23 protein-coding genes and 1 tRNA gene are annotated in these 23,930 nt (G+C 42.1%); 15 read left to right on the top strand and 9 right to left on the bottom strand.

What is annotated here, in order from left to right; all coding sequences use genetic code 11:
- Positions 1 to 25 precede the first annotated feature (25 nt).
- The 3 genes from APA_RS04370 to APA_RS04380 form a co-directional block, all read right to left on the bottom strand.
- A complete protein-coding gene (locus tag APA_RS04370) occupies positions 26 to 520 on the bottom strand; it encodes a hypothetical protein (protein WP_236579401.1) in 495 nt (164 codons plus the stop codon).
- A gap of 126 nt (positions 521 to 646) precedes the next feature.
- Positions 647 to 1,621, bottom strand: coding sequence for a sulfurtransferase (locus APA_RS04375; protein WP_201321099.1), 975 nt, complete (start codon positions 1,619 to 1,621; stop codon positions 647 to 649).
- Positions 1,622 to 1,804: 183 nt separating this feature from the next.
- Positions 1,805 to 2,590: a prohibitin family protein gene (locus tag APA_RS04380; RefSeq protein ID WP_374101342.1), complete on the bottom strand. Its 786-nt coding sequence runs from the start codon at positions 2,588 to 2,590 to the stop codon at positions 1,805 to 1,807.
- Between the two features lie 240 nt (positions 2,591 to 2,830).
- On the opposite strand from APA_RS04380, the gene APA_RS04385 reads away from it, so the two are divergent.
- A complete protein-coding gene (locus APA_RS04385) occupies positions 2,831 to 3,838 on the top strand; it encodes a sulfate/molybdate ABC transporter ATP-binding protein (RefSeq protein ID WP_201321100.1) in 1,008 nt (335 codons plus the stop codon).
- Positions 3,839 to 3,883: 45 nt separating this feature from the next.
- Here the strand turns inward: APA_RS04385 and APA_RS04390 are convergent, their stop codons facing one another.
- Complete coding sequence (locus APA_RS04390; RefSeq protein WP_201321101.1) at positions 3,884 to 4,453, bottom strand: Crp/Fnr family transcriptional regulator; 570 nt, start codon at positions 4,451 to 4,453, stop codon at positions 3,884 to 3,886.
- 132 nt (positions 4,454 to 4,585) lie between these two features.
- On the opposite strand from APA_RS04390, the gene cysK reads away from it, so the two are divergent.
- The 7 genes from cysK (at position 4,586) to APA_RS04425 (ending at position 9,798) form a co-directional block, all read left to right on the top strand.
- Positions 4,586 to 5,557 (top strand): cysteine synthase A, encoded by a 972-nt coding sequence (gene cysK / locus APA_RS04395; RefSeq protein ID WP_201321102.1) that lies wholly within the window; start codon positions 4,586 to 4,588, stop codon positions 5,555 to 5,557.
- Positions 5,558 to 5,624: 67 nt separating this feature from the next.
- Complete coding sequence (locus tag APA_RS04400) at positions 5,625 to 6,059, top strand: Rrf2 family transcriptional regulator (RefSeq protein WP_201321103.1); 435 nt, start codon at positions 5,625 to 5,627, stop codon at positions 6,057 to 6,059.
- Positions 6,060 to 6,205: 146 nt separating this feature from the next.
- Complete coding sequence (locus APA_RS04405; RefSeq protein ID WP_201321104.1) at positions 6,206 to 7,369, top strand: sulfate ABC transporter substrate-binding protein; 1,164 nt, start codon at positions 6,206 to 6,208, stop codon at positions 7,367 to 7,369.
- A gap of 190 nt (positions 7,370 to 7,559) precedes the next feature.
- Positions 7,560 to 8,420 (top strand): sulfate ABC transporter permease subunit CysT, encoded by an 861-nt coding sequence (cysT, locus tag APA_RS04410; RefSeq protein WP_201321105.1) that lies wholly within the window; start codon positions 7,560 to 7,562, stop codon positions 8,418 to 8,420.
- The gene (cysW, locus tag APA_RS04415) at positions 8,413 to 9,294 is read left to right on the top strand and encodes a sulfate ABC transporter permease subunit CysW (RefSeq protein WP_201321106.1); all 882 of its coding nucleotides are present in this window, start codon (positions 8,413 to 8,415) and stop codon (positions 9,292 to 9,294) included. The genes cysT and cysW overlap by 8 nt, the downstream gene beginning before the upstream one ends.
- Positions 9,295 to 9,369: 75 nt before the next feature.
- A complete protein-coding gene (locus APA_RS04420) occupies positions 9,370 to 9,639 on the top strand; it encodes an NIL domain-containing protein (RefSeq protein ID WP_201321107.1) in 270 nt (89 codons plus the stop codon).
- An 88-nt stretch (positions 9,640 to 9,727) separates the two neighbouring features.
- Positions 9,728 to 9,798: transfer RNA gene (locus APA_RS04425), tRNA-Cys, on the top strand.
- A 43-nt stretch (positions 9,799 to 9,841) separates the two neighbouring features.
- Here APA_RS04425 and APA_RS04430 read toward each other — a convergent pair.
- Positions 9,842 to 10,786, bottom strand: a complete 945-nt coding sequence (locus APA_RS04430) for a LysR family transcriptional regulator (RefSeq protein ID WP_201321108.1) — start codon at positions 10,784 to 10,786, stop codon at positions 9,842 to 9,844.
- 116 nt (positions 10,787 to 10,902) lie between these two features.
- Between APA_RS04430 and APA_RS04435 the strand changes: the two genes are divergently transcribed.
- The 6 genes from APA_RS04435 to APA_RS04460 all read left to right on the top strand — a co-directional run bounded on the left by APA_RS04435 (position 10,903) and on the right by APA_RS04460 (position 17,402).
- Positions 10,903 to 11,376 carry a phosphate-starvation-inducible PsiE family protein gene (locus tag APA_RS04435; RefSeq protein WP_201321109.1) on the top strand — a complete coding sequence of 158 codons (474 nt, stop codon included), beginning with the start codon at positions 10,903 to 10,905 and terminating at the stop codon, positions 11,374 to 11,376.
- A gap of 153 nt (positions 11,377 to 11,529) precedes the next feature.
- Positions 11,530 to 11,649, top strand: coding sequence for a photosystem II reaction center X protein (locus APA_RS04440; RefSeq protein ID WP_201321110.1), 120 nt, complete (start codon positions 11,530 to 11,532; stop codon positions 11,647 to 11,649).
- Positions 11,650 to 11,842: 193 nt separating this feature from the next.
- Positions 11,843 to 12,592, top strand: a complete 750-nt coding sequence (locus tag APA_RS04445) for a Ycf66 family protein (RefSeq protein ID WP_201321111.1) — start codon at positions 11,843 to 11,845, stop codon at positions 12,590 to 12,592.
- Positions 12,593 to 12,837: 245 nt separating this feature from the next.
- Positions 12,838 to 14,466: a serine/threonine-protein kinase gene (locus APA_RS04450; RefSeq protein ID WP_201321112.1), complete on the top strand. Its 1,629-nt coding sequence runs from the start codon at positions 12,838 to 12,840 to the stop codon at positions 14,464 to 14,466.
- A 66-nt stretch (positions 14,467 to 14,532) separates the two neighbouring features.
- Complete coding sequence (locus APA_RS04455) at positions 14,533 to 15,918, top strand: FAD-binding oxidoreductase (protein WP_201321113.1); 1,386 nt, start codon at positions 14,533 to 14,535, stop codon at positions 15,916 to 15,918.
- Between the two features lie 95 nt (positions 15,919 to 16,013).
- The gene (locus APA_RS04460) at positions 16,014 to 17,402 is read left to right on the top strand and encodes a (Fe-S)-binding protein (RefSeq protein ID WP_201321114.1); all 1,389 of its coding nucleotides are present in this window, start codon (positions 16,014 to 16,016) and stop codon (positions 17,400 to 17,402) included.
- 252 nt (positions 17,403 to 17,654) lie between these two features.
- Here APA_RS04460 and APA_RS04465 read toward each other — a convergent pair whose 3' ends face one another.
- The 3 genes from APA_RS04465 to grpE all read right to left on the bottom strand — a co-directional run bounded on the left by APA_RS04465 (position 17,655) and on the right by grpE (position 22,303).
- On the bottom strand, positions 17,655 to 19,958 hold the full coding sequence (locus APA_RS04465) for a serine/threonine-protein kinase (RefSeq protein ID WP_201321115.1): 2,304 nt from the start codon (positions 19,956 to 19,958) through the stop codon (positions 17,655 to 17,657).
- Between the two features lie 197 nt (positions 19,959 to 20,155).
- On the bottom strand, positions 20,156 to 21,508 hold the full coding sequence (locus tag APA_RS04470; protein ID WP_201321116.1) for a methylglyoxal synthase: 1,353 nt from the start codon (positions 21,506 to 21,508) through the stop codon (positions 20,156 to 20,158).
- A gap of 114 nt (positions 21,509 to 21,622) precedes the next feature.
- Positions 21,623 to 22,303 carry a nucleotide exchange factor GrpE gene (gene grpE, locus APA_RS04475; RefSeq protein ID WP_201321117.1) on the bottom strand — a complete coding sequence of 227 codons (681 nt, stop codon included), beginning with the start codon at positions 22,301 to 22,303 and terminating at the stop codon, positions 21,623 to 21,625.
- A 60-nt stretch (positions 22,304 to 22,363) separates the two neighbouring features.
- Between grpE and APA_RS04480 the strand changes: the two genes are divergently transcribed.
- Positions 22,364 to 23,023, top strand: a complete 660-nt coding sequence (locus tag APA_RS04480; RefSeq protein ID WP_201321118.1) for a DUF2834 domain-containing protein — start codon at positions 22,364 to 22,366, stop codon at positions 23,021 to 23,023.
- Positions 23,024 to 23,046: 23 nt separating this feature from the next.
- Here APA_RS04480 and APA_RS04485 read toward each other — a convergent pair whose 3' ends face one another.
- On the bottom strand, positions 23,047 to 23,904 hold the full coding sequence (locus tag APA_RS04485) for a fructosamine kinase family protein (RefSeq protein WP_201321119.1): 858 nt from the start codon (positions 23,902 to 23,904) through the stop codon (positions 23,047 to 23,049).
- Positions 23,905 to 23,930: the final 26 nt, after the last annotated feature.

Raw genomic sequence — 23,930 nt, forward strand, 5'->3', positions numbered from 1 at the left:
AATGCTTTCAATTTTTGAGCCAGATTTAGTTTTGAGGATTCATAAAGGCAAGACTAAATTTCTCGTCAATCGGTAAAATCGCACTGAGATCTAGAACATGAAAATAAACTAGCGCCACAATTACGACTGTGTAAGCTGTGGAAGTAAGTACTCCAGAAAAAATTTCCTGCTTGAAACTACGATTCTTTACCGTACTTTGCAGCATATTCTTTGCCCCCATCTGCATCAGTATGATCCCGACTAGATTTGATAGCCAATAACCCGCGATCGCCGCAGGGAAAAACCACTCAGAATGCCAAAAACTAATTACATAGCCAAATCCATAGGCGATCGGGAGATTAATAATCAAGTCATTCCACCAGCAAAGCGGCGACAGCAAATAACCCACCGTCAGCAAAACTCCACCTTTGATTTTCTGCAAAATGCTTACAGAAAAGGGATTTGTAGAATTTAACTCTGGCGATATGGCGATCTCTAGACTTTTCGGAGAAACGATTTCGAGATTTTGTAAGTCTTGCATAAATCTACGATAATTACATGTACTTACCGTATTTTATACTGGCGGTGACAGCTTTTGTCTAAAATAAAAAATAAGGATGACGCTATGCGCCACCCTTATTCATAAAGATTTAAAGATTTATTGAAACTAGGCAGGACGTTCTGCGCCAGTTTCTACAGGTAGATCCGATTGGCTATACTCTGTCCATGAGCCTTCATAAATGCGGACTTTCGGATAACCAAGCAGATGCTTCAGCACCACATATTGCAACGAAGCTTCTCTTCCAGTGGTGCATGTAACGATAATATCCTTGGATTTATCAATTTTCTTGTCAGCCAAAATCTTTTCGATTTCGCTCAAAGGCTTTAGTTTATGGGGATTCTGAGGATCGGTAAAGGTCGGCCAAGGAATATTACGTGCCCCAGGAATATGTCCATTGCGAACAAAATATTTCTCTTCTCCAGCAAAGGCTTTAGGAGGTCTAGGATCGATGAAAACTGCTGCTTTTTTATCGAGTAAATCCTTTACTTGAGCAAGGTTAACACGAATATTTTTATTGTCGCTGACGCTTAATTTTCCAGTCTTATATTTTGGGAAAGCTTGAGTTAATTCGGCATTTGTCTGTTTATAGCCACTCAAGCCACCATCAAGTACCGCAACAGAATTTTTAAATCCAATCCGTTCCAATGCATAGGCGATTTGACTAGATCCCAATACATCCCGACCATCGGAATAAATGAGTACTTTGCTTTTATCAGTTACACCCGCTTTGGAGAGATAACCCGCTAATTTATCGGAATCAACTAGCTGCACTGGTAGACCATCTTTGGGCTGACGCACTAGATTATCGGCAATATGAACGGCATTAGGCAGGTGTCCCGTGAAATAGTCAATGGGACTCCAACGGACATCAAGGATACGTAAGTCAGGATCATTCGCATTGGCGCTTACCCAGCTAGGTGAGACAAACTCGATCTTAGTCTGGGAATTTTGGGCGGCAAGAGGGCTTAGGTAGAAAAAGGCGATCGCCACAACCATAGACATGATGGCGGCGATAAAAGCGAGAGGTTTAAACCCAAATCTAAGCGACTTTGCTCTAGAGGTTTTGCGGATTATAGTCATGGCATTTAAGTTATAAGGAATGACAAAAGCTCGATACGGCTTTTAATCTACTGCAATATCATGTAGATACCGTAATTTATATGCTAACATCCTAAACGAAAATAAAAACAATAAACTTATGAGAAAATATTTTTAGCTTTTACCAAAGTTGAAAACAGTCATTCTATCCCTACACAAAAATATTTACGGAATATTTTTTTCAATCAAGCGATTGATATCTAATACTTTTGAAGTGCTTTCACCAACAACTAAAGGTAAATTGCCATTCCATTTATCGATCGCTTGTTTTTGCAATAATTCAGGCGATAGAGTTTCGCGTAAGATTCTTTGAGCTTCACCTTCACCCCGCGCTAAATTTACTCTCGCTTCCGCCTCTTTAATCGCTTTGAGGGCAACAAAATCCGCCCGTTTAGCATCCTGTTCCGCAATTTGCTTAGCTTCCACCGCATCGCTGAATCGTTTAGAAAAATGCACATGCACCAGAGAAATATCATCGACCGCAATGTGATAATCCGATAGCCTTGAAGTCAAAAGCGTATCCACCTGATTTTTGACATTTCCCCGTTTGGTAATGATTTCTTCGGCTGTATATTCTGCCATCACCGCCTTTAACACTTCTTCTACAGCAGGATCGATGATGCGATCGATAATCGCGACTTTATCACCGATTTCTTGAAAGATCACATTCGCCTGAGCAGGAATAATATGCCAATTCAACGCCACATCCGTAAATACTTCTTGTAAATCCTTAGAAGAAGCCTCGGCTGATATTTCTTGTTTCTGGACGCGGACACTCAATTTTTTCACAGTTTGGGCGATCGGGATAATCGGATGAAGCCCTTCATCCAGAATTTGCGATTGCACTTGACCAAATTGCATCAGTACACCACGTTCGCCAGCATTTACGATCGTAAAAAAGCAGCACACCAAAGCGGTGAATATCATCAAGGCAGCAACTAGCTGAAACATCGCAAAGTCAGCATTTTTGCGATCGCTTTTCTTAACACTTTGCCGATTAATTTGGCTATTTATTTGATTATCAGGCGATCTCAGATCGCTCATAGCATCGCTCTCAGGTACTTTCATTTGTGTGCTAATCAAATTAATTTACTGTAGTCTACCGTATAATCTACGGTAACTACATAGACATAACGTATTTTTAATGCTAGAAATATTTTAAGTTACTCAATTTTGATCATGTGAGGCACAATGAGCATTCTGGTTCAAGATATTTCTAAGAATTTTGGTGATTTTCAGGCAGTCGATCGCGTTAGTTTAGAAGTGGAAAGCGATTCATTGGTGGCGCTGCTTGGCCCTTCAGGTTCAGGGAAATCAACGCTATTGCGGATTATGGCGGGTTTAGAAACGCCCGATCGCGGTCAGGTATGGATCGAAAATGAAGATGCTACTTTCCATTCAGTGCAAGATCGTCAGATTGGATTTGTGTTTCAGCACTATGCCTTGTTTAAGCATTTGACGATTCGCCAAAATATTGGGTTTGGGTTGAATATTCGTAAAGTTTCCAAATCTCAAACCAAACAGAAGGTTGACGAACTTCTCGAACTGATTCAACTTAAGGGATTAGGCGATCGCTATCCATCCCAACTATCAGGCGGTCAGCGTCAAAGAGTTGCATTGGCGCGATCTCTAGCTGCCCAACCCAAAACTCTATTATTAGATGAACCATTCGGCGCTTTGGATGCCAAAGTTCGCAAAGAACTTCGCACATGGCTTAGAGATCTCCACGATCAAGTCCATGTGACTACAATATTTGTTACCCATGACCAAGAAGAAGCTATGGAAATTGCCGATCGCGTGGTGATTATGAACAAAGGCAAAGTCGAGCAGATTGGTACTCCAGCCGAAATTTATGACAATCCTGCTACCGAATTTGTGATGCGCTTCATCGGAGAAACCAATATTATCTCTAGTGCACGTCGCCACTTCCCCCATCTAGGAATTGAAGATCATCACCAAGTATTTCTCCGTCCCCACGATCTTGCGATTAAATCCGAACCAGAAGAAACCTTTGCTCCTGCAACTGTCAGCTATGCTTTCAATCTCGGTTGGGAAGGTCAAGCGGAATTAGTGTTGCCAGACAACCAAAAATTGATTGTCAAATTGGATCGAGATCGCTTTGATCATCTGGGTTTACATCCCCAAAAAGAAGTCTACGTCAAGCCTCTAAAAACTAGAGTATTCTCTGAAGTTGCTTGATTTCGATTCTAGAAAAATAAAAAGCACCCGTAAGGGTGCTTTTTATTAAATTTCATAATGCCATTGGTCAGCACTCTCAGCAAGAAATAGTAACTTACGCCCTTTTCGGGATATAAAACCAACCTTTTCTAAATCATTAATAATGCGTGTCACCGTCACACGAGTTGAACCAATTAAATCCGCAAGTTCTTGATGTGTTAACTGTAACCCAATTAATCTACCGTGGCGATCGTCTTCACCGAAACGATAAGTTAACCAACCTAGTAATTGTCGCAACGCATCATCCTTTGCACGGCAGTGGGAAATCTTTAATAAAAATTCCTTAGTCTGACTATGACGAATAATTTCATCCACATAGTCGCCCCACTGCGATCGCGGAACGTCAGTTAATTGCACATCAGTTAAACACTCCATTTCGTAGGGACGTAAGTTGGTTAGTTCGCTACCAATCACATCGCCATTTGCCCACAACCCAGAGCAAATAACCTGTCCATCCTCTGTCCAAGTAAGCGATCGCACCACACCTGACTCAATTTTCCAGATAAAGCTGTCGCGACGAGGTAGCATTTCACGGCGCTTGTAAACACGAGAAGTTGTTGTTTCGAGATAAATCATCACATACCCAGTCGGAAAACCGTAGATTTTATTTGTATTAGGTTGAAAAGTATTGTATCTTATTAAGTACGGTATTCCCATCAAGATACCGTACTTTTTATTTTTCTTGATTTTCTTTATACCTAACCCACTATGAAAATTGCTCAAAGTATTACCCAGTTGATTGGCGGTACTCCTCTCGTTGCACTGAATAAAATTCCGCAAAGAGATGGATCTCTAGCCAAAATTGTCGTCAAATTAGAAAGCCTAAATCCCACTTCTTCGGTGAAGGATCGAATCGGACTAGCGATGATCGAAGATGCAGAAGAAAAGGGGTTAATTAGTCACGCTAAAACGATTTTGGTAGAACCAACTTCTGGTAATACAGGAATTGCTTTAGCGATGGTGGCTGCCGCTAAGGGCTATCGTTTGATTTTAACAATGCCCGAAACAATGAGTTTAGAGCGTCGTGCCATGCTGCGAGCTTTTGGTGCTGAGCTAGAGTTAACGCCCGCAAGTGAAGGAATGCGTGGCGCTATTCGCAGAGCAGGAGAAATTACGGCTTCTACTTCTAATGCCTACATGTTGCAACAGTTTAACAATCCTGCAAATCCTGCAGTCCATCGCCGCACTACGGCTGAGGAAATTTGGAATGATACTGATGGGCAGGTGGATATTGTGATTGCTGGCGTAGGCACTGGCGGAACGATTACGGGTGTCGCTGAGGTGATTAAGCAACGTAAACCTAGCTTTAAGGCGATCGCAGTTGAACCTTTGAATAGTCCCGTTCTCGCTGGCGGTGTCCCAGGCGCTCATAAGATTCAGGGTATTGGTGCAGGATTTGTCCCTGAAATTTTGCGAACAGATTTGATTGATGAAGTAATTGGCATCTCCGATGAACAGTCCATGATCTATGCTCGTCGTCTTGCCCGTGAAGAAGGTTTGCTATCAGGAATTTCTTCGGGTGCAGCATTGGCGGCGGCGATCGCAGTTGGTAAACGAGAAGAAAATCGTGATCGCCTAATTGTTGTGATCTTGCCAAGTTTTGGAGAGAGATATCTCAGTACAGCACTCTTTCAGAATCCTGATTTTGTCGCTACAGCAACAGCTTCAACTATTCACTAAAGCGCAGGACGGGCAGAGCAAAGCCCTGCCAATCTACAACAACAAATTCTGTAATTTTTTAAATTCTATGGAACTATCCTGTAAGGTTGACTACGCCTGTATTGCCCTGCTGGAACTAGCAACTCGTCACAAACTGGGCAAACCAACCTCTGTTAGTGAAATTGCAATCAGTCAACACATTCCCATTCGCTATCTCGATCAAGTCATGGCAATGCTGAGGCGATCGGGACTTATTAAGAGTCAACGCGGCGCAAAAGGAGGCTATCATCTTGCCCGTGAACCTTGGCAAATCAAGCTTACAGATGTCGTTGCCGCTTTGGATGGTGAACCGATTCAAGAGCAACAAAATCCTGAATCTCTCACAGCCGAAAAAGCCGCAGTTATTGATATGTGGGAAATTGCCAAGGTTGCTTCTTTCGATATTTTGCATAAACATACCCTTGAGGATTTGTTAAGAAAATGTGAGGTAAAACGACAAGCAGATGTCATGTTTTACATCTAGGTCTAAATGCCTCCCTTATAATCTACTAATACCCAACAGATAAACCGTAGATTTTATTTGTATCTTACGAAAAAGTATTGTATGGTATTTAAATACGGTAATCCCACCAAGATATCGTAGATTAATTTTTTTGGAGATATAAGCTCATGAGTTCAAGACAACATTCTTTAAGCACTTCCAAATCAGCGTTCAAGGCGATCGCCAGCCTATTTAGCAGTATATTCAGTCATAAATGGGGACGTAAATTTGTCTCTTTCTTCTTAGCAGGTGCATTAATCAGCGTCACGATGGCATCTTGCACAGCAACTACCGACAAACCCACAGCAGCCACTAGCCCAGCCGCTCAAACTAAACCAGCAGGCGAGCCCAAAAAGGATGTTGAACTAACCCTTGTTTCCTTTGCTGTAACTAAGCAGGCGCATGAAGCAATCATTCCGAAGTTTGTCGAAAAGTGGCAAAAAGAACAAAATCAAAAAGTTACTTTTAAACAAAGTTATGGTGGTTCGGGTTCTCAAACCCGTGCAGTTATCGATGGTTTAGAAGCTGATGTCGTCCACCTCGCCCTTGCTGCGGATACCAGCAAAATTGAAAAAGCAGGATTGATCGATAAAGGTTGGGAACAGGAATATCCTAACGATGGAATTGTCTCTAAATCTATTCCAGTACTAGTGACCCGCGATGGCAACCCTAAAGGTATTAAGGACTGGTCGGATTTAGAAAAGAATGGCATTAGCTTAATCACCGCCGATCCTAAAACTTCAGGTGTAGCGCGTTGGAACTTCCTCGCTTTGTGGAATGCCGCAGTCAAAAAAGGCGGTAGCGATGAAAAAGCTCTAGAAGCATTGACAAAAGTATATACAAATGTGCCAATTTTGACCAAAGATGCCAGAGAAGCAACCGATGCTTTCTTTAAGCAAGGGCAAGGCGATGCATTGATCAACTATGAAAACGAGATCGTTCTTGCATCGCAAAAAGGTCAGAAGGTCAACTACGTAATTCCTGATGTCAATTTTTCCATCGACAATCCGATCGCTATTGTTGACAAGAACGTGGCAAAGCACGGCACAAAAGAAGTTGCGGAAGCTTTTGTAAAGTTCCTCTATTCTCCTGAAGCCCAAACTGAATTTGCTAAGGTCGGTTTCCGTCCAGTAGATGAGACTGTCGCTAAAGAAAAACAATTTGTCGAGCTTTACCCTAAAGTAAAAGATCTTTCAACTGTTAAAGATCTTGGTGGCTGGGATGCAATTAACAAGAAATTTTTTGCTGATGGTGCAGCTTTTGACCAAATTCAATCAAAAATCAAGCGTTAGAGATTAAATTAATTTCACATTGATTTCACATAGACAAGAGGCTTACAGCAATTTGTTTTCAAACCCACCACAAATAAAAATATAAAACCCATTGCGGGGCTTCGCCCTGCGACCCTTTTTGTAGCAGGTTTGATCGACAACTACTGTAAGCTCCTTGCTTAATACAAGCTTTTTCAAAATTAAAGACAACATGGTAACGACACCTTCTTCTCTACCTGAAAGAAAGCAAAAAGCTAATCCTATTCTGAATTTCCTTGGCAAAATACCTTGGGCATGGGTAATTACTTTTACTTATCTTGCATTTTTGCTGATTTTACCGATCGCCGCGTTGCTTACAAAAGCTGCCAGCGAACCATTCGAGAGCTTCTGGAAAACTGCCACTAGTCCACTCGCTCTATCTAGCTATGAGATTACCTTCGTAACCGCCTTTGCCGCCGCCGCCGTTAATGGTATCTTCGGAACTTTGATTGCGTGGGTTTTAGTGCGTTACGATTTCTTTGGCAAAAGGTTTCTAGAAGCTGTAGTTGATTTACCCTTTGCGCTACCAACCGCAGTCGCTGGTTTGACCTTAGCTACTGTCTATAGTGAAAAAGGCTGGATTGGCTCACTAGTTGCCCCATTCGGCATCAAAATTTCCTTCACTCGTTTGGGCGTTTGGATTGCGATGATGTTTATATCCCTCCCTTTCATCGTGCGAACTGTTCAACCCGTCCTCACCGAATTAGAAAAAGAAATTGAAGAAGCAGCATGGTCATTGGGAGCTACCAAATTCCAAACCTTTGTACAGGTAATTCTGCCGCCACTAACACCTGCGATCTTGACAGGGGTTGCCCTCGGATTCTCCCGTGCGGTTGGTGAATATGGTTCTACTGTAATTATTGCTTCTAACACTCCATTTAAAGATCTGATTACCCCAATTTTGATCTTTCAACGCCTCGAACAATATGATTATGTGGGCGCAACGGTTATTGGGGTAGTGATGTTGGGTATTTCCTTTGTCAGTTTACTTGCCATTAACCTATTACAAGCATGGAGCAAACGTTATGGCTAATTTAAATTCTGCTCTTGGCGATCGCCCAAGCAATTTACCCGAACCAATCAAAATCACTCAAAAGAAAAGTTGGGTTCCGACTATCTTAATTGTGATCGCTTTTATTTATCTGACCCTAGTACTATTTTTACCTGCCGCGAATGTTTTTGTGACCGCTTTCAGTAAAGGTTTTGAGCCAATATTAAAAGCTATGGGTCGTTCTGATTTCCAAAACGCAATCAAATTAACAGTTAGTTTAGCGGTGATTGCCTTACCTCTAAATACGATTTTTGGATTAAGTGCAGCTTGGGCGATCGCCCGCAACAAATTCCCTGGGAAGGCTTTCTTACTGAGTATCATCGATTTGCCATTCTCGATATCACCTGTAGTTGCGGGTTTGATGATTGTCCTGCTCTATGGAAGATTGGGCTGGTTCGGATCGTGGCTAGAATCCCATGACATCAAAATCATATTTGCATTCCCTGGGATGCTACTCGCCACCATATTCGTAAGTATGCCTTTTATTGCTCGTGAAGTAATTCCTGTGCTTGAAGAAATGGGTACTGACCAAGAAGAAGCAGCACGTACCCTTGGCGCAAACGATTGGCAAATCTTTTGGCGAGTGGTTGTCCCAAATATTCGTTGGGGCTTACTTTATGGTTTGGTTTTAACCAATGCCAGAGCCATGGGCGAATTTGGGGCAGTATCTGTAGTTTCAGGAAATATCGCTAGTAAGACTCAGAGCTTACCTTTATTTGTTGAAGAATCTTACAAGCAATATGAAACCGAAGTAGCATATTCTGCCGCCGTACTACTAGCATTGTTAGCAGTCGTAACCCTTGTACTGAAAGAGATTTTGGAACGCAGAACTCATAATTCTAATTCTCGTGAATAATAGCAATTTAAAGAATGGCATTGCCATTCTTTAAATCTCAAAAAGATTAAACATTAATAAAAAGGAGGTTTGATGATGACTGTCGATACACGTTCTATAACACTGGATATCAAGATTCGTATTCCCGAAGAATTGCACAGCGAACCCGTGATTTCAAACTTAATTTTGCAACATGGGGTAACGGCAAACATTGTTTCCGCAACTCTGGGTATAAATGCTGGCAGTGGTTGGTTTCACCTCAGTCTTAGAGGTAATCAAGCCCAAATCCAAACCGCGATTACCTATCTCAACGATCTAGATATTGAGATTTGGCAAGATCGTACTGATACAAATACATCCCTTTAATTTGATGCAGAATCTTTGCTAAGAAGTGATTAGTTGCAAATAAAATTTGCAACTAATCACTTTAGTTTGTTATAATCGTTCTCCGTTCGGCGGCATGGCCAAGTGGTAAGGCAGGGGTCTGCAAAACCCTCACCCCCAGTTCGAATCTGGGTGCCGCCTTTTCCAAAAAAGATTGATTGCTAGGCAATCAATCTTTTTTTTATTACCAAGTAGTAGCTTCGGCAATTTGTTTGCCCTCGGTTTGTAAATATTCTAAGAAGGCTTGCGCGACTACCGATAGCTGCTTACCAGCAAGATGAATGACATACCAGTTGCAAGGAATTGGAAAATTCTCCACATCTAAAATCGCAATCTGACCAGAAGCCCCCTCTAGCGCGATCGTATGTCGCGACAAAACTGAGATTCCTAAACCACCTGCGATCGCCTGTTTAATTGCCTCATTGCTAGAAAGCTCCATTTTGACTTTCGGAGTAATTTTGTGTTCATCAAACAACTTCTTAACATATCCCCTTGTCCCAGAGCCAGACTCCCGCGTGATAAACGGCTCATCAGCTAACTTTTGAATGGGAATATTTTTTTCGTTCGCCAAAGGGTGATCGTGATTTGCAAGAACGACTAATGGGTTTGACAAAAACTGATGAGACTTTACATCAGGTTCATCGGGAACTTGACTAAGTATATATAAATCATCTTTATTTTCAGCTAGCCTTTCTAGAATGCCGCTATGGTTAGTTACCTTCAACGATATTTCTACCCCCGGATAACGCTGACAAAAAGGTCCGAGTAACCGCGGGATAACATATTTTGCAGTTGTGACTACTGTAATCTTTAAATATCCCTGTTTTAGTCCCTTCATATCGGCAACACTCATCTCAAATTGGGATATGCGACCGAAAATCTCTTGGCAAGTTGCAAACAACTCCTTGCCAGCCTGAGTTAAAAAAAGTTTTTTGCCAACCTGCTCAAACAAAGGCATTCCAATTGCCTTTGTCAAATGCTTAATCTGCATCGAAACAGTGGGTTGTGTTAGAAATAGCTCCTCAGCCGCACGGGTATAGCTGCCGTGTCGAGCTGCCACTTCAAAGACCTGCAACTGATGCAAGGTGATATGAGTAGCTAATTGAGCATCAGATAAGCGGTAACTCATATGAGTGATAAAAGCATAGATTATGTTCTATGATTTTATCACTCATGTATACTTTTAGTCTATGCATTTAATCTATATAATCTTTGCTATAGCAATTACGTGGTGTGGATATAGCAATGAGATTAAGGCAACAAGTTACAAATTTATTTCGCTTTTTGGCGATCGCCTTTACAGATGAAAGCTTTTTAAAAGCAATTAGAAGAGTCGAAAATATTGTTTCTAAAATAATGGCGATCGCCTTAGTGTTCATTATTTTTATTGCCCTATTCGACTTGTTGCGCCTATTAACCTTTGATCTATTTGTTATTGAACCAAAGGGAACATTCACCGTTCCTTTACTCAAAATATTTGGAATGTTTCTGAATGTGCTAATTGCGCTCGAACTCATGGAAAATGTGACAGCCTACCTACGTCACCATACGATCCAATTAGAGCTAGTAATTGTCACCGCCTTGACTGCGGTTGCTCGTAAAGTAGTTATCTTTGATAGCAAAGCTGATGGTGAAATTGCAGGGCTAGCGATCGCAGTGCTTTCTCTATCAATCAGCTACTGGATCGTCCGTAGCCAAAGCAAAATTCACAAACATTAATGGCACTCCAAATAAAAACCAAAAATGTGGTGGCGGGCGTAGCCCGCCACCACATTTTTGGTTTTTAATGCGAAAAGCTGACTCCATAGCTTTTTAAGCTAAAATTATGTTAAGAATTTAATTTGTATATCAAAACTTTACCTACATATCTATATGACACAATCATTAACTAATTTTCTAGGCAGCCTTGTCGCAGGTGGCGTAGTTCTTGGTCTGATCTTCGCAGCAGTGTTGCTCGTTAGCCAAAAGGATCGCATCATCCGCCGAGGTTAATCAAAACCCAAAAGACAAGAGGCGGCGCTTTGCGTTGCCTCTTGTCTTTTGAGTTTAAATTAGATAAATTTGCGCTAGGGCAAAGCGCTGTATTGTTATACTGAATGACGTAGATAGACTGAAAGCACTGGACTATTTATACATTCAGTGTTCGGGTCAAAAAATGCAGGTACTTTAGGAGAAATATAGAGCCATGATCAACATCGGTGGCAACCCGCTAATGATTCTTTTGGCAATTGTTGCCGCTTTAGGAGGCGTGGGTTTATATTTTGTGCGGAACTTTCGCCCTGAACTAGCCCGCGACCACGACATTTTCTTCTCAGCGATCGCCTTAGTCTATGGCATCATCTTGCTAGCTTTTAATTTTCGGATGGAAATTACCACACAGCTAGCGCAAGTCCTAGTTGTCGGTTTTGCTGGTTGGTTTGCCGTAGAGTCCTTAGTACTACGCCAAGCTCTAGCCAATCAAGCCCGCAGAGCACCTTCCAGTCCTCTTGTTGATGATGATGAACCCATAGGTTCTGATTATCGAGTTGAGATTGATCCCACACGTGAAATTGCGCCTCGCCGCGATCGCGATCCTTCGCGTAGGATGCGCGGTTCTATTTCTAACAGTGCTGAAGCAAGCGAGCTTCGTGGGGACACCACCGATACTCGACGTTCACGCCGCCCAAAACGCAGTAGTGCTGACTCCAATGGCAATGACTCAGTGATTGATATTGACGAAAGTGATATCCGTCCTGTTAGCCCCAAGCGTCGCCCACGACCTAGCGATGATAATATAGGTGGAGAACGTCCCAGAAATCGTAATGGCGAATCTGAGAACTTTGGTAATAGTGAATCTGGCAAAGACAGTGCTGCTGCATCTGGACGCAGACGAAGACCATCAGGTCGTACTTCCCCATATGCCAATAGCGATGGAACAAATACTGACGATTTTTAGATTTATTTGCTAGAGTTAATCACAAATATACTTTTGATATTTATCCAGATACACTTAAATTAAAGTTTCCTAAATAACTTAACAAGAGTTGCAATCTTTCGATGCAACTCATGCAAGTTTCAAAAAATCTCCAGAATTTTTGAAATTGATATAAGCTATGAGTCTCCGTAGGTCAGTCACATATTAAACTGTTACTATCCCTACAACTTGATTTGATCAACCATCACTTGGGCTTTCGATCAACCGTGAGTTATTGCGTTAATCCGAACTGTGCTAATCCGAATAATGAACCATTTGCCATTAATTGCGCTGCTTGTGGTTCTAATTTAAAGCTGCGAAATCGTTACCGAGCTAGTCGTCCACTAGGTAAAGGTGGATTTGGAGCAACATTTTTGGCTGCTGATGAGGGTCTTCCTGGATTCCCATCTTGCGTAGTTAAGCAATTGCGCCCTAACACACAATCCGCCAGTGTGATGAAAATGGCGCGAGAATTATTTGAGAGGGAAGCTTTTACCCTTGGCAAAATCGGTAGTCATCCGCAAATTCCGCGCTTACTAGATTATTTTGAAGAAGATAGTAATTTTTATCTGGTTCAAGAATTTGTCGATGGGGAAACTTTAAAGCAAGAATTTGAGCGGCGGGGTGCATTCAATGAAATTGAAATCCGAAAAATATTAGCAGAAATATTTCCAGCCCTTGGGTTTATGCATGAAAACGGTGTTATCCACCGTGATATTAAGCCTGCTAACATCATGCGTCGCAAACAAGATGGACAGTTGGTATTAATTGATTTTGGTGCAGTTTCTAGCCAAGTTAATAAGCCATCGGCAGATGATGATCCCAGTGGTTTATTAACTAACTTTGCGATCGGAACACCAGGATTTGCGCCACCAGAACAGATGGCAATGCGTCCTGTTTACTCTAGCGACCTATATGCTACGGCGATGAGTTGTCTGTATCTGATGACTGGACGATCGCCTAAAGATTTACCCCACGATCCTTATACAGGTGAAATTAATTGGAAATCGCAGGTTAAGCTAAGCGATCGACTCAGAGTAGTTTTTGAGAAGCTACTCCAGCAATCAGTTTCCCAACGATTTCGCTCAGCAGAAGAAGCTTTGCGTGCCTTAGAGTCTGGTGGCATTTCTGAAGAACCACCGAAAGCGACTACTCCAGCAACAAACTATACACCTCCTAGTGCGCCTTCTTCTGTGACCGTGAGACCTGCCACACAGATACCCAACTCACGTATTCAATCACAGAAACATGGCAATGGTCAGGGTGCACAATTTGATAATAGTGGCATGTTGACATCAGGTAGTACCAGGACAGGTAGTCGGATTGGAACTGGTGAGCTTAAAGGTGGGCGAAGAGTTATTGTTGAATACAACCAAGGCAAGCGTAACTTTGCCAACCAAGATTACTCAAAAGCTGCATTTGGTAGTGCAACGCTTTCGGGCATTGTGATGAGTCGCTCTAGGTTAGTTGAGGCAGACTTTTGTCATAGTGACTTAACTGGTGCTAGCTTCCAAGGTTCAAATTTATCTCAAGCTAAGTTAAATAGTGCCAATTTGCGTGAAGCGAAAATGCAACGCGCTATCTTAGTCAAATCTGATCTTGGTAGTGCTTCGATGATTTTGGCTGATTTACGTGAGGCAAATCTTCAGTCGGCTTATATGAGTAAGGCTGATTTGTCTGGGGCTAATTTAAGCGGGGCTAATTTAAAAGGAGCTTATTTAAGTCAAGCAAATTTAAATGGCACAAATCTTTGCGGTGCAGATTTGAAGGGAGCTAAGATTTCTGACGATCAATTAGCTCAAGCCAAAACTAATTGGGGCACGATTCGCCCTGATGGTAGTAAACGCTTATTTTAAAAATTTAGATATCGGGGCAGAACTTCGTGCTGCCCTAAATAGCATGTATGTACGGACATTAATTTTGTGAGACTTACTGATAATCAACTGATCGCATTATTTACTGACTTGCTTGGAGTCGATAATGTTGTTTTATTCGATCGCTTAATACCAAATTTGCACGATCGCATTGTGATTAGCCTTATACCTGATAGCCTATCGCCAGTCTGTGTGCTTTATCCCCAGACGATCGCCGAATTATCATCTGCGATCGCATTAGCATCTGAACATCGATTACGAGTTCTAACCTGTGGTAATGCTACCAAGTTAGATTGGGGTGGATTGGTGAGCCGAGCGGATCTGGTGATCAGTACATCGAAGTTAAATCGGGTGATTGAGCATTGTATTGGCGATCTCACGGTCACTGTTGAGGCAGGGGTAAAATATCAGGATTTGCAAACTGTCTTAGCAAAAGAAGGGCAGTTTTTAGCGATCGATCCGCCGTATAGAGCCAATGCGACGATTGGCGGGATTTTAGCTACAGGTAGCGCAGGTTCGTTGCGACATCGTTATAACAGTGTGCGGGACATGTGCTTGGGTATTGAGTTTGTGCGAGCCGACGGTGAAGTGGTCAAGGCGGGTGGGCGTGTAGTCAAAAATGTGGCTGGCTATGACTTGATGAAATTATTAACAGGTTCTTATGGAACTTTAGGAATTGCTTCTAGGATTACTTTTCGGCTCTATCCTTTGCCTGAGTATACGCAAATAGTGGTGGTTACTGGTGCTGCCGAGGCGATCGCCCAAGCACAGCAAAAAATTATTACCTCGGTACTTACACCCACTGCTTGCGATTTACTATCGGCAACTATGATCGCAGATCTTGGATTGGGGCAAGGCATCGGCTTAGTTTTACAATTTGCTAGTCTTAAGGCTAGTGTGATCGAACAATGCGATCGCATTGCTGCATTGGCGAAAGAATTAAATTTAGAAGTCCAAATGCTCGGCGCGGCTGAAGAATTCTGGGAATTGGTACAGATGATGATCTGGCAGGATGAGCTGCGTAATTCGGATCAACCTGAAGACGATGCTCCTGTGGTTTGTAAGTTGGCAGTATTGCAATCAGCTAGTGTGTCATTCTTACAAGAATGCGAACAAATTTTTGATGAGCAATCTTATTATTTGCAAATACATGCTGGTAGTGGTTTAGGGGTTTTGCGTTTAGAGGATGTGGAGGATTTAGGTACGATCGCCGATCAGATCGCTAAAGTGAGAAGCATTACTGAATCCCACAGTGGATTTTTGACTATTATTGAAGCGCCCCATGAATTGAAGTTTAAAAAGAATGTTTGGGGATATATAGGTAATGCAAGCGACGTGATGGATAAAATTCGCCAACAATTTGATGCGCGTGGCTTACTAAGTCCGAACCGAATGTTTTCTGACAGCGCTTTGCGCTCAAGCCCAAACAAATAAACCAATTAAAAGTGTTGCTTTGCAACACTTTTAATTGGTTTATTTCTGTAAATGATTCTTTTTTTTCGTAGATTAAGTTAAGAAATCAAGTAAATATGCAAGTTTCTGATAAGCCCAACTCTGAAAACCCAACTCCAAGTTTGATTGCGCCAGACTCTCAAATCTTCTTACAAACCTTTGATGCTAAGAATCCACCAAATCCACAACTAATTGATGCTTGTGTACATTGTGGATTTTGTCTATCGACTTGTCCTAGTTATCGTGTCATAGGCAAAGAGACAGATTCGCCACGCGGACGAATTTATTTAATGGATGGAATCAATGAAGGGGATATTCCTTTGTCTCCTGCGATCGCGCAGCACTTTGATACTTGTTTAGGATGTCTTGCCTGTGTGACCACTTGCCCTTCGGGTGTGCAGTATGACCAACTCATTGAATCAACTCGCGCTCAAGTTGAAAGAAATCATCCTCGATCGCTACCTGAGAAGCTATTACGCCAATTTATCTTCTCAACTTTCCCCTATCCCAATCGTCTGAGGATTTTACTTGCACCTCTATTAGCCTATCAAAAATTAGGCTTACAAAAATTAGTGGGATCGACAGGATGGCTGGAAAAGTTTCTGCCCAAGCAAATAGCAGCGATGGAATCGGTACTACCCGAACTAACTCCTCAATCTTTTCAGGACATTCTGCCTGAAGTGATTCCTGCAAAGGGAGAAAAGCGCTATCGAGTGGGAATGCTCTTAGGCTGCGTGCAACGTGTCTTTTTGCCAGAGGTGAATAATGCGACAGTGCGCGTATTGACGGCAAATGGTTGCGAAGTCGTAGTTCCTAAATTGCAGGGCTGTTGCGGAGCTTTATCGCATCATCAAGGGCAGGAGGCACAAACTCTGGAACTAGCCAAGCAAACTATCGATACTTTTGCTAACTTAAATCTTGATGCAGTGCTGGTTAATGCTTCGGGCTGTGGACATACATTGAAAGAATATGGTCATATTTTGAAGGATGATCCAAACTATGCCGAGAAAGCTAAGCTCTTCTCTCAAAAAGTAAAGGATGTTCAAGAATTTCTTGATCATGTGGGATTGACTGCAAAACTCTCTCCTTTGCAAGATCAACCTTTAGCGATCGCCTATCAAGATGCTTGCCATATGCTCCATGGACAAAAGATCAGCCTCGAACCACGTCGCTTATTGCGTCAAATTCCTAATGTACAACTAAGGGAATCGGTTGATGCTTCTTTATGCTGCGGTAGTGCAGGAATTTATAACATTTTGCAACCAGAAGTTGGACATGAATTGGGAGAGATGAAGGTAACTAATCTCACGGATACTGGCGCTCAAGTAATAGCTTCGGCGAATGTTGGCTGCATTACCCAAATTCGCAAGCATTTGAAATTGCAAAATAAAAATATTCTCCTTAAACACCCAATGGAGCTATTAGATTATTCCATTCGCGGAAAAAAACTGGACAAGCAACCATAGTTTTAGAAAGACTTAACCAAATTTGTGACCGATTCCTCGCCTAAGTAGATGGGCAGAATAACTTACCCAAAACCGTAAGATCGTGCCCCATACGGGGCGTAGCCTTACGGTTTTAGGTGATTATCAACGATTTGAGTGGATCGTGATTATAGTGGTCAAGCTTTCATTTTATGACAAAATCCACACCCAAAAGAGAGTGGTGGCGCTTTTCGCCGCCACTCTCTTTTGGGTTTAGCTATAGTTGGGAAAATGTCAAGCAAACTGGCAAGTATCATCATCACTGCTACGAGAGAGCACACTTGGTTGTGTAAAGTCAGTATCTTCAGATGCGGCTTGTTTTCCTTCCGCAGGGTGTAGCATTGATTTAGATTCAAGCTGATCGTATAGAGTCTTGACTACTTGGAGAATATAACTAGCTGCCTGATCGTAGGCGCTGGGTTCACTTAGCGATCGCGCTATTTGCCAGATCGATTTTTCGACCTTCTCAAAGGAAGGATAGGCATAAAATAATTGCCGTAGCAATCCATCTAGACGATGCGATCCTAAGTCATGCCAATTATCGCGATCGGGGTCAAAGGGATAGTAAAGTACAGAAAACAGGAGTATTTTCGCTCGCATAGAACTCGTAAATCGCATTAGTTCTAATCGCAAGTCAAATAAATCGATGGCAATGCGTGGATCAAAAGGAATTTTGCTGCGACTTTGATTGTTTAAGGGAAGGCTGTATTGATTGATAATTGGTACGATCGGTGGCACGATCGCTTCTAGATTGTTCTCTTCATTGCGATCGGGATAAAGAGGCTCTAACTTAGTGAGTAGCAAATTGCCGATCGCAATATATTCCGCAGGTTTTGAAACTCTTTGAACTGCTTCTTGCAGTAAAGCTTGCAATTGCAGAAAAGTGGGCATAAACGAGACTAGTTCTCTTAATAGACTTGCCCAGTCAATACTGTTTAATTGACGCAGATCGCTTTCCCAAACATCTTGATAGGTATAAAACAAGAGCTTTTTTAGGCGCATTTGTTGAGCATCTATATCAATGTTATGAGCGACCCATGCATAAATATCAGAGTTATCGTCTAGATAGGGGTCGTCGAAAAGTGATAATTCATCTTCTTTAAAACTAGACTGTTGCTCCGATGGCAATTCTGCATCCAAAGATTCGTTTAGTGGTTCATCTACTAAGCTATTTTGAGAAGTATTGAGAGGAGCAATTAGTTGCGCTGAACCTGCATTAATTACTAGATGGCTTACTGAATAAGAAAGTGGTTGACTAAATTTTTGAGAATTTGAATTAAATTGAGAAGAAGTTATCGGCTCGGCAATGACTGATACTGGTGATTTTTGATAGAATTTGGAGGCTGCATTAAAAACTATTTTGGCAACAATCAAATATTGGCGCTGTTTTTGGACAGAGATGGTTTTGACGGACTTTACCAAGTTCTCTTTGAGAGCTTCAATAGTTGGATATTGTTGATATAAATCTTCCAGTAGTTCCACAAAACTGAAGTTGTTTAAACGATTGAGATCGTTTTCTAAAATACCCGTACATACTAAACACACTAGTTTCTTCGCCCGAACAGGGTCTTCACTCATCTCAAGATCGTCTGAGATTTCATCGATAAGCTTTGCCTGAGGACTCTTAGTATTCTCCTCAGGAGGATTAATCGGTGGCAACTCGCCAAGGTTTAGCGGGTTAAGTTCGCTAAAAATAGTCTGCGCTTGAGATTGCATTAGTAGAGGTTGCAGTGCGTCCAATACTTCATTAGCTGATTGATAGCGTTGTCGAAAATCAAAGCGCACCATTTTATCAATCACATCGGCAAATCTTGGCGTGACTTTAGCGCGATCGCGCCAGCAAAACTCACTAGTAATTGGATCTTCGGGAATCTGGTTTGGCAATATTCCCGTTAGGGCTTGGATGGCAATCACCCCGATCGCATAGATATCACTAGCAAACATGGTCTTGCCGCTATATTGCTCGTTCGGCATATATCCAGGTGAGCCAATCACCAAGCTTGAAGTATGTCCTAACTGACTAATCGGCTGAGTGCTAACTTCTTTGACTGCACCAAAATCAATCAAGACAATTTTTTTGTCACTAGCGCGACGAATCAAATTGCTAGGCTTAATATCGCGATGAATTACTTGCTGGCGATGTACAAAATCGAGGGTGTGCAAAATATCTGTGAGAAAATCAATCGTGTACTGCTCTCCCAAACATTCACCACGCTTAATTTCTTGAGTCAATACATCGCCTTCAATCAATTCCTGAGCCAGAAAAAACTCTTCATCTTCTTCAAAGTGAGCCAACAAGCTGGGAATACATTCATGTCTGCCTAATCGATAAAGTACCTTTGCCTCGTTATCGAATAGTTCGCGTGAGATTTTTAAAATTTCTGCTTGCGATGACGCAGGCTTAAGCTGCTTAATCACGCAGGTAGGGCGATCGGGCAGATATCCATCTTCGGCAATAAAGGTTTGGCTAAAGCCGCCGCCCCCAAGTTGTTTGACGATTTTATAGCGCCCAGTCAGGGTTTTACCGAGCATAGTCATTTCAGCCAGTACTAACTTGAATATTTTGGCATTTCCTTAACATCCTAGCAAGTTAATTTTCGCAAGTGCTTACAAAATATTTAGAATTATGGATCTAATTATTATAGCGATCGCCATAGCGTAGTTCTATGGCTACGCACTAGAACTACGCTACGACAGAAATTTCTTCTACGTAACATTGCCTTTTTGGCTTTAATCTAGTTACTTAATTCAACTGCTTTTCTTACTGGAATCAGACTGTTAACCAATGGAGCAAAAAGTGTCAATCCGTCTGGGATACATACTATTTCTACTGGAGTTGTCCCAATTATCTCGCCATCCACTACTACTTTTTGGGGCGGGGTTGCCGTAACCTTGATTTTATTAGTTCTAAAGCAGACTAAGACTTCGTTCTCGATGGGGGTTTTTACTAACGCAGAAGTAAACAGCTTGCCGATTACATCGATCGCTAATAGGCGATCGGAAAGGTTGAGACTCTCATTCTTGGAAATGGCGATCGTCACGTCAAGTAACCCATCGTTGGGAATTACCTCTCCAAATCCTTGAGCCAGCACTGAAGTCGGAGGCGCAGCATTGGCAATAGTCATCGCCCCACAGTGAAATTGAGTGATAGAGCCATCAATCTCAACTTCGACAGCAAAGAGCTTCTGTTCTAAAAGTTGCTGGGCTCCCGCGATCAGATAAGCAAAAGCTCCCAAAAGATTCTTCATGTCTCGATCGGCTCGTTGGACAGTTTCTGCTTCAAATCCAATACCAGCAAGCAAAATCATCGGGAAATCATTACAACGAGCTGCATCGACAATGCAAGTATTGCCAGTGAGAATGTTCTCACAAGCTGGCTTAAGTCCTGTCGGAATTCCCAATGCTACAGAGAACGCATTGGCAGTGCCTCTGGGAATAATACCAAGGGGAATGTCCGTACCAATCAGAGCATTTGCAACTGCGGAAATTGTGCCATCGCCACCAGATGCGATAATGAAATCAGTGTCAGGGGATGTCGATTTACGCGCCTGAATTGCCGCGATCGCAGCTTTTGCTTGGTCAGCAGGATTAACATCGGGCTTTGTAAAAATAACCTTCAGTTGAATCTGAGGCTCCAAAGTTTGACGAATCATGGCAAGATCCCAATCGGGATTTCCTTGTCCTGCCACTGGATTAAATATCAGATGGGCGACAAGGCGTTTACCTAGGGATTGCAGTACAGCATCTGCTGTTGCTATGTTAGTAGCTAGAGGAACGTTATAGATTTTGCATACTCGCAGCAAGGGTAGAAGATTAGAACCAAGCAATTGAGTATGATCTGGATCGAAGAGCCAAATAACACCAGCAACTTCTCCCTCAATTACACGAGCAGCAATTTCAATATCCCCACCGTCATGCTGCGATCGCATTAGCTCAATCTGAATCCCTGTCGAGGCTTGAATCTGCTTACCTGTATTGGCTGTTGCAATGGAATGATAACGAGACAATGTTGCTTGGTGTTTTTGCGCCAAAGTAACTATGTCTGCTTTTTGGGTGTCATGGGCAATGAAGGCAATAGAGATTGACATGTTATTGTTCTTTACAGCAATTTTTGATCAAAGGAACCACAAGAAAATTTTTTAAAACGTTGCAAAGCAACGTTTTAAAAAATTTTCTTGGTTTGGGTTTGAGCGCAAAGCGCTTTAAATTGCGATAGAAACCCTAGCCCGATACAACAACTTTTCACCTTGCATATAACCAACATATCGCACGATCGCGACATCTCCTTCTTTGATCTCATAACTTCCTTCCATTAATTGATGTTTATGGGAATCGTAAGCAACTTCTTTACCAACAGAATCGATCGCAGTAATCCCCCATTTTTGCAAAAGTATGTCCAAAGGACGTAAGAGAGGCAGAATATTTTTCGCTAGCATATTTGGATTTTGCTGAGCCGCATGAGCTGCCGATGGTAATTGCAAAATTAGAGACTCTAATTGTTGAATAGTTTCTCGTTCAAATTGCGATCGCAACTCAAGTTTTTGCTGCTCAAGTTTTTGCTGCAATCTTTGATATTCTTCGCGTAAGGCAGAGATCGCTAAACTTGGAGATTCTGGATTGTTTGAATCGCCGATAAACTTAGCAATCACTTCTGTTACTTCAATTTGGAGTACTTCCGCTAACTTCGTTAAATCAGCATATCTTAGAGTCGCCGCATTACCTTTGCGAAGCGTGTCGAAAGCTCGCCGTGATATACCTGTGCGATCGCTTAGTATTTGAAAGCTAGATATACCGACTTGCTTCATGAGCTGACGTAATATTTCCGTGCGATCGTCCATGGTCTGATTTGATAAATTAGTAAAGAAGATGCTTGTTCTCAGCATCGCAGATCTATGCTGACTATTGTACTATCATCATTTTCTTAGCTTTTTGAATAATTATCTATGCCTAATAATCTTGGATTCTGGTTAATTTGGATTTTATTTGTGGTTTATGCATTCATTTTTGCTCCACCAGATCGCCCTGACACCATAACCCTGATCCAGAAACTGATTGCAGGTGATTGGCAAGGTACTAATGCTTATATTGTGGCGCTTTTTAATTTGATGGGTGTTTTTCCTTGCATTTATGCTTGTATGCTGGCTAGCGATGGACAAGGACAGAAAATACCAGCTTGGCCGTTTGCAGGACTGTCATTCTTTTTAGGTGCATTTGCACTGTTGCCTTACTTTGCTTTGCGGGAGCCAAATCCTACATTTGTCGGCAAAAAAAGCTGGAATGTGAAGATTTTAGATTCACGCTTTGCAGGAATCGCGATTAGCGCGATCGCCATTTATTTTTTGGTGTACGGATTTGCGAATGGTAATTGGGCTGATTTTATCCAGCAATGGCAAACCAGTCGATTTATCCATGTGATGAGTTTAGATTTTTGCATGTTGTCGCTGATGTTTCCTTGGTTGCTTAGTGACGACATGGATCGGCGTGGCATGACTGATGATCGATTCTTTTCATTTATCGCCCTCATCCCTTTAGTTGGCGCATTAATTTATCTCTGTTTGCGATCGCCTTTGATCGAGAACGAGCAAGAGTTAAAACCTCAATAAAAAAGGGCGCAAAGCGCCCTTTTTTATTTGCAAATAGTCTCAATCATGCGATTAGCTTGAGAGCCATAGCCGCCGCCAAAGAGATGGAAATGATTGAGAATGTGATAGAGATTGTAAAGAGTTTTACGTTGTTGATAGCCTGAGTCTAGAGGATATGCATCCTGATAAGCGCGATAAAACTGCGATGGGAATCCGCCAAATAATTCGGTCATAGCAAGATCAACTTCGCGATCGCCAAAATACAGAGCAGGGTCAAAAATCACAGGTTCGCCATCCACAAATGCGGCATTTCCACCCCAAAGATCGCCATGTACCATTGAAGGCTGTGGTTGGTAATTATCAAAAAATCTTGACAAGGACTTATAAATTTTTTCTTCAGGAATATTGGATTGCCACCCCTTTCGTCTGGCTAAACGGAACTGAAAGCCTAGCCGATATTCGATCCAGAAATCTAGCCAACTATTTGTCCAATTATTAATCTGCGGCGTTGAGCCGATCGCATTATTTTGATCCCAACCAAATCCGCGATCGCTATTTACCCGATGTATCGCCGCTAGATTTCGTCCCATCGCTTCCCAGTCTTGTCTGCCGCCTAATTCGAGATTTTCCATCACCAAGTAAGCTGCATCATTAGCTATTCCCCAACAGATCGGCTGTGGTACGCGGATTGTATGGGTAGTATACATTTGCTTTAAGGCGATCGCTTCAGCGACAAACATATCTAAACTGCTGGCAATATTAGTTTTAACAAAAAATTGGCGCTGACTATCGGATATTCGAGTTGTCTGATTGATGCAGCCGCCAGACTGCGCTTGGCGGAGATCGCAGGTAAACCGTTCTCCCGTTGCTTGTGAAATAGCGATCGCAATTTCATCCCACATAATTACTTCCTGCCAAGTGAATAATT

The sequence above is a fragment of the Pseudanabaena sp. lw0831 genome (genome assembly GCF_016584665.1).
GTDB lineage: Bacteria > Cyanobacteriota > Cyanobacteriia > Pseudanabaenales > Pseudanabaenaceae > Pseudanabaena.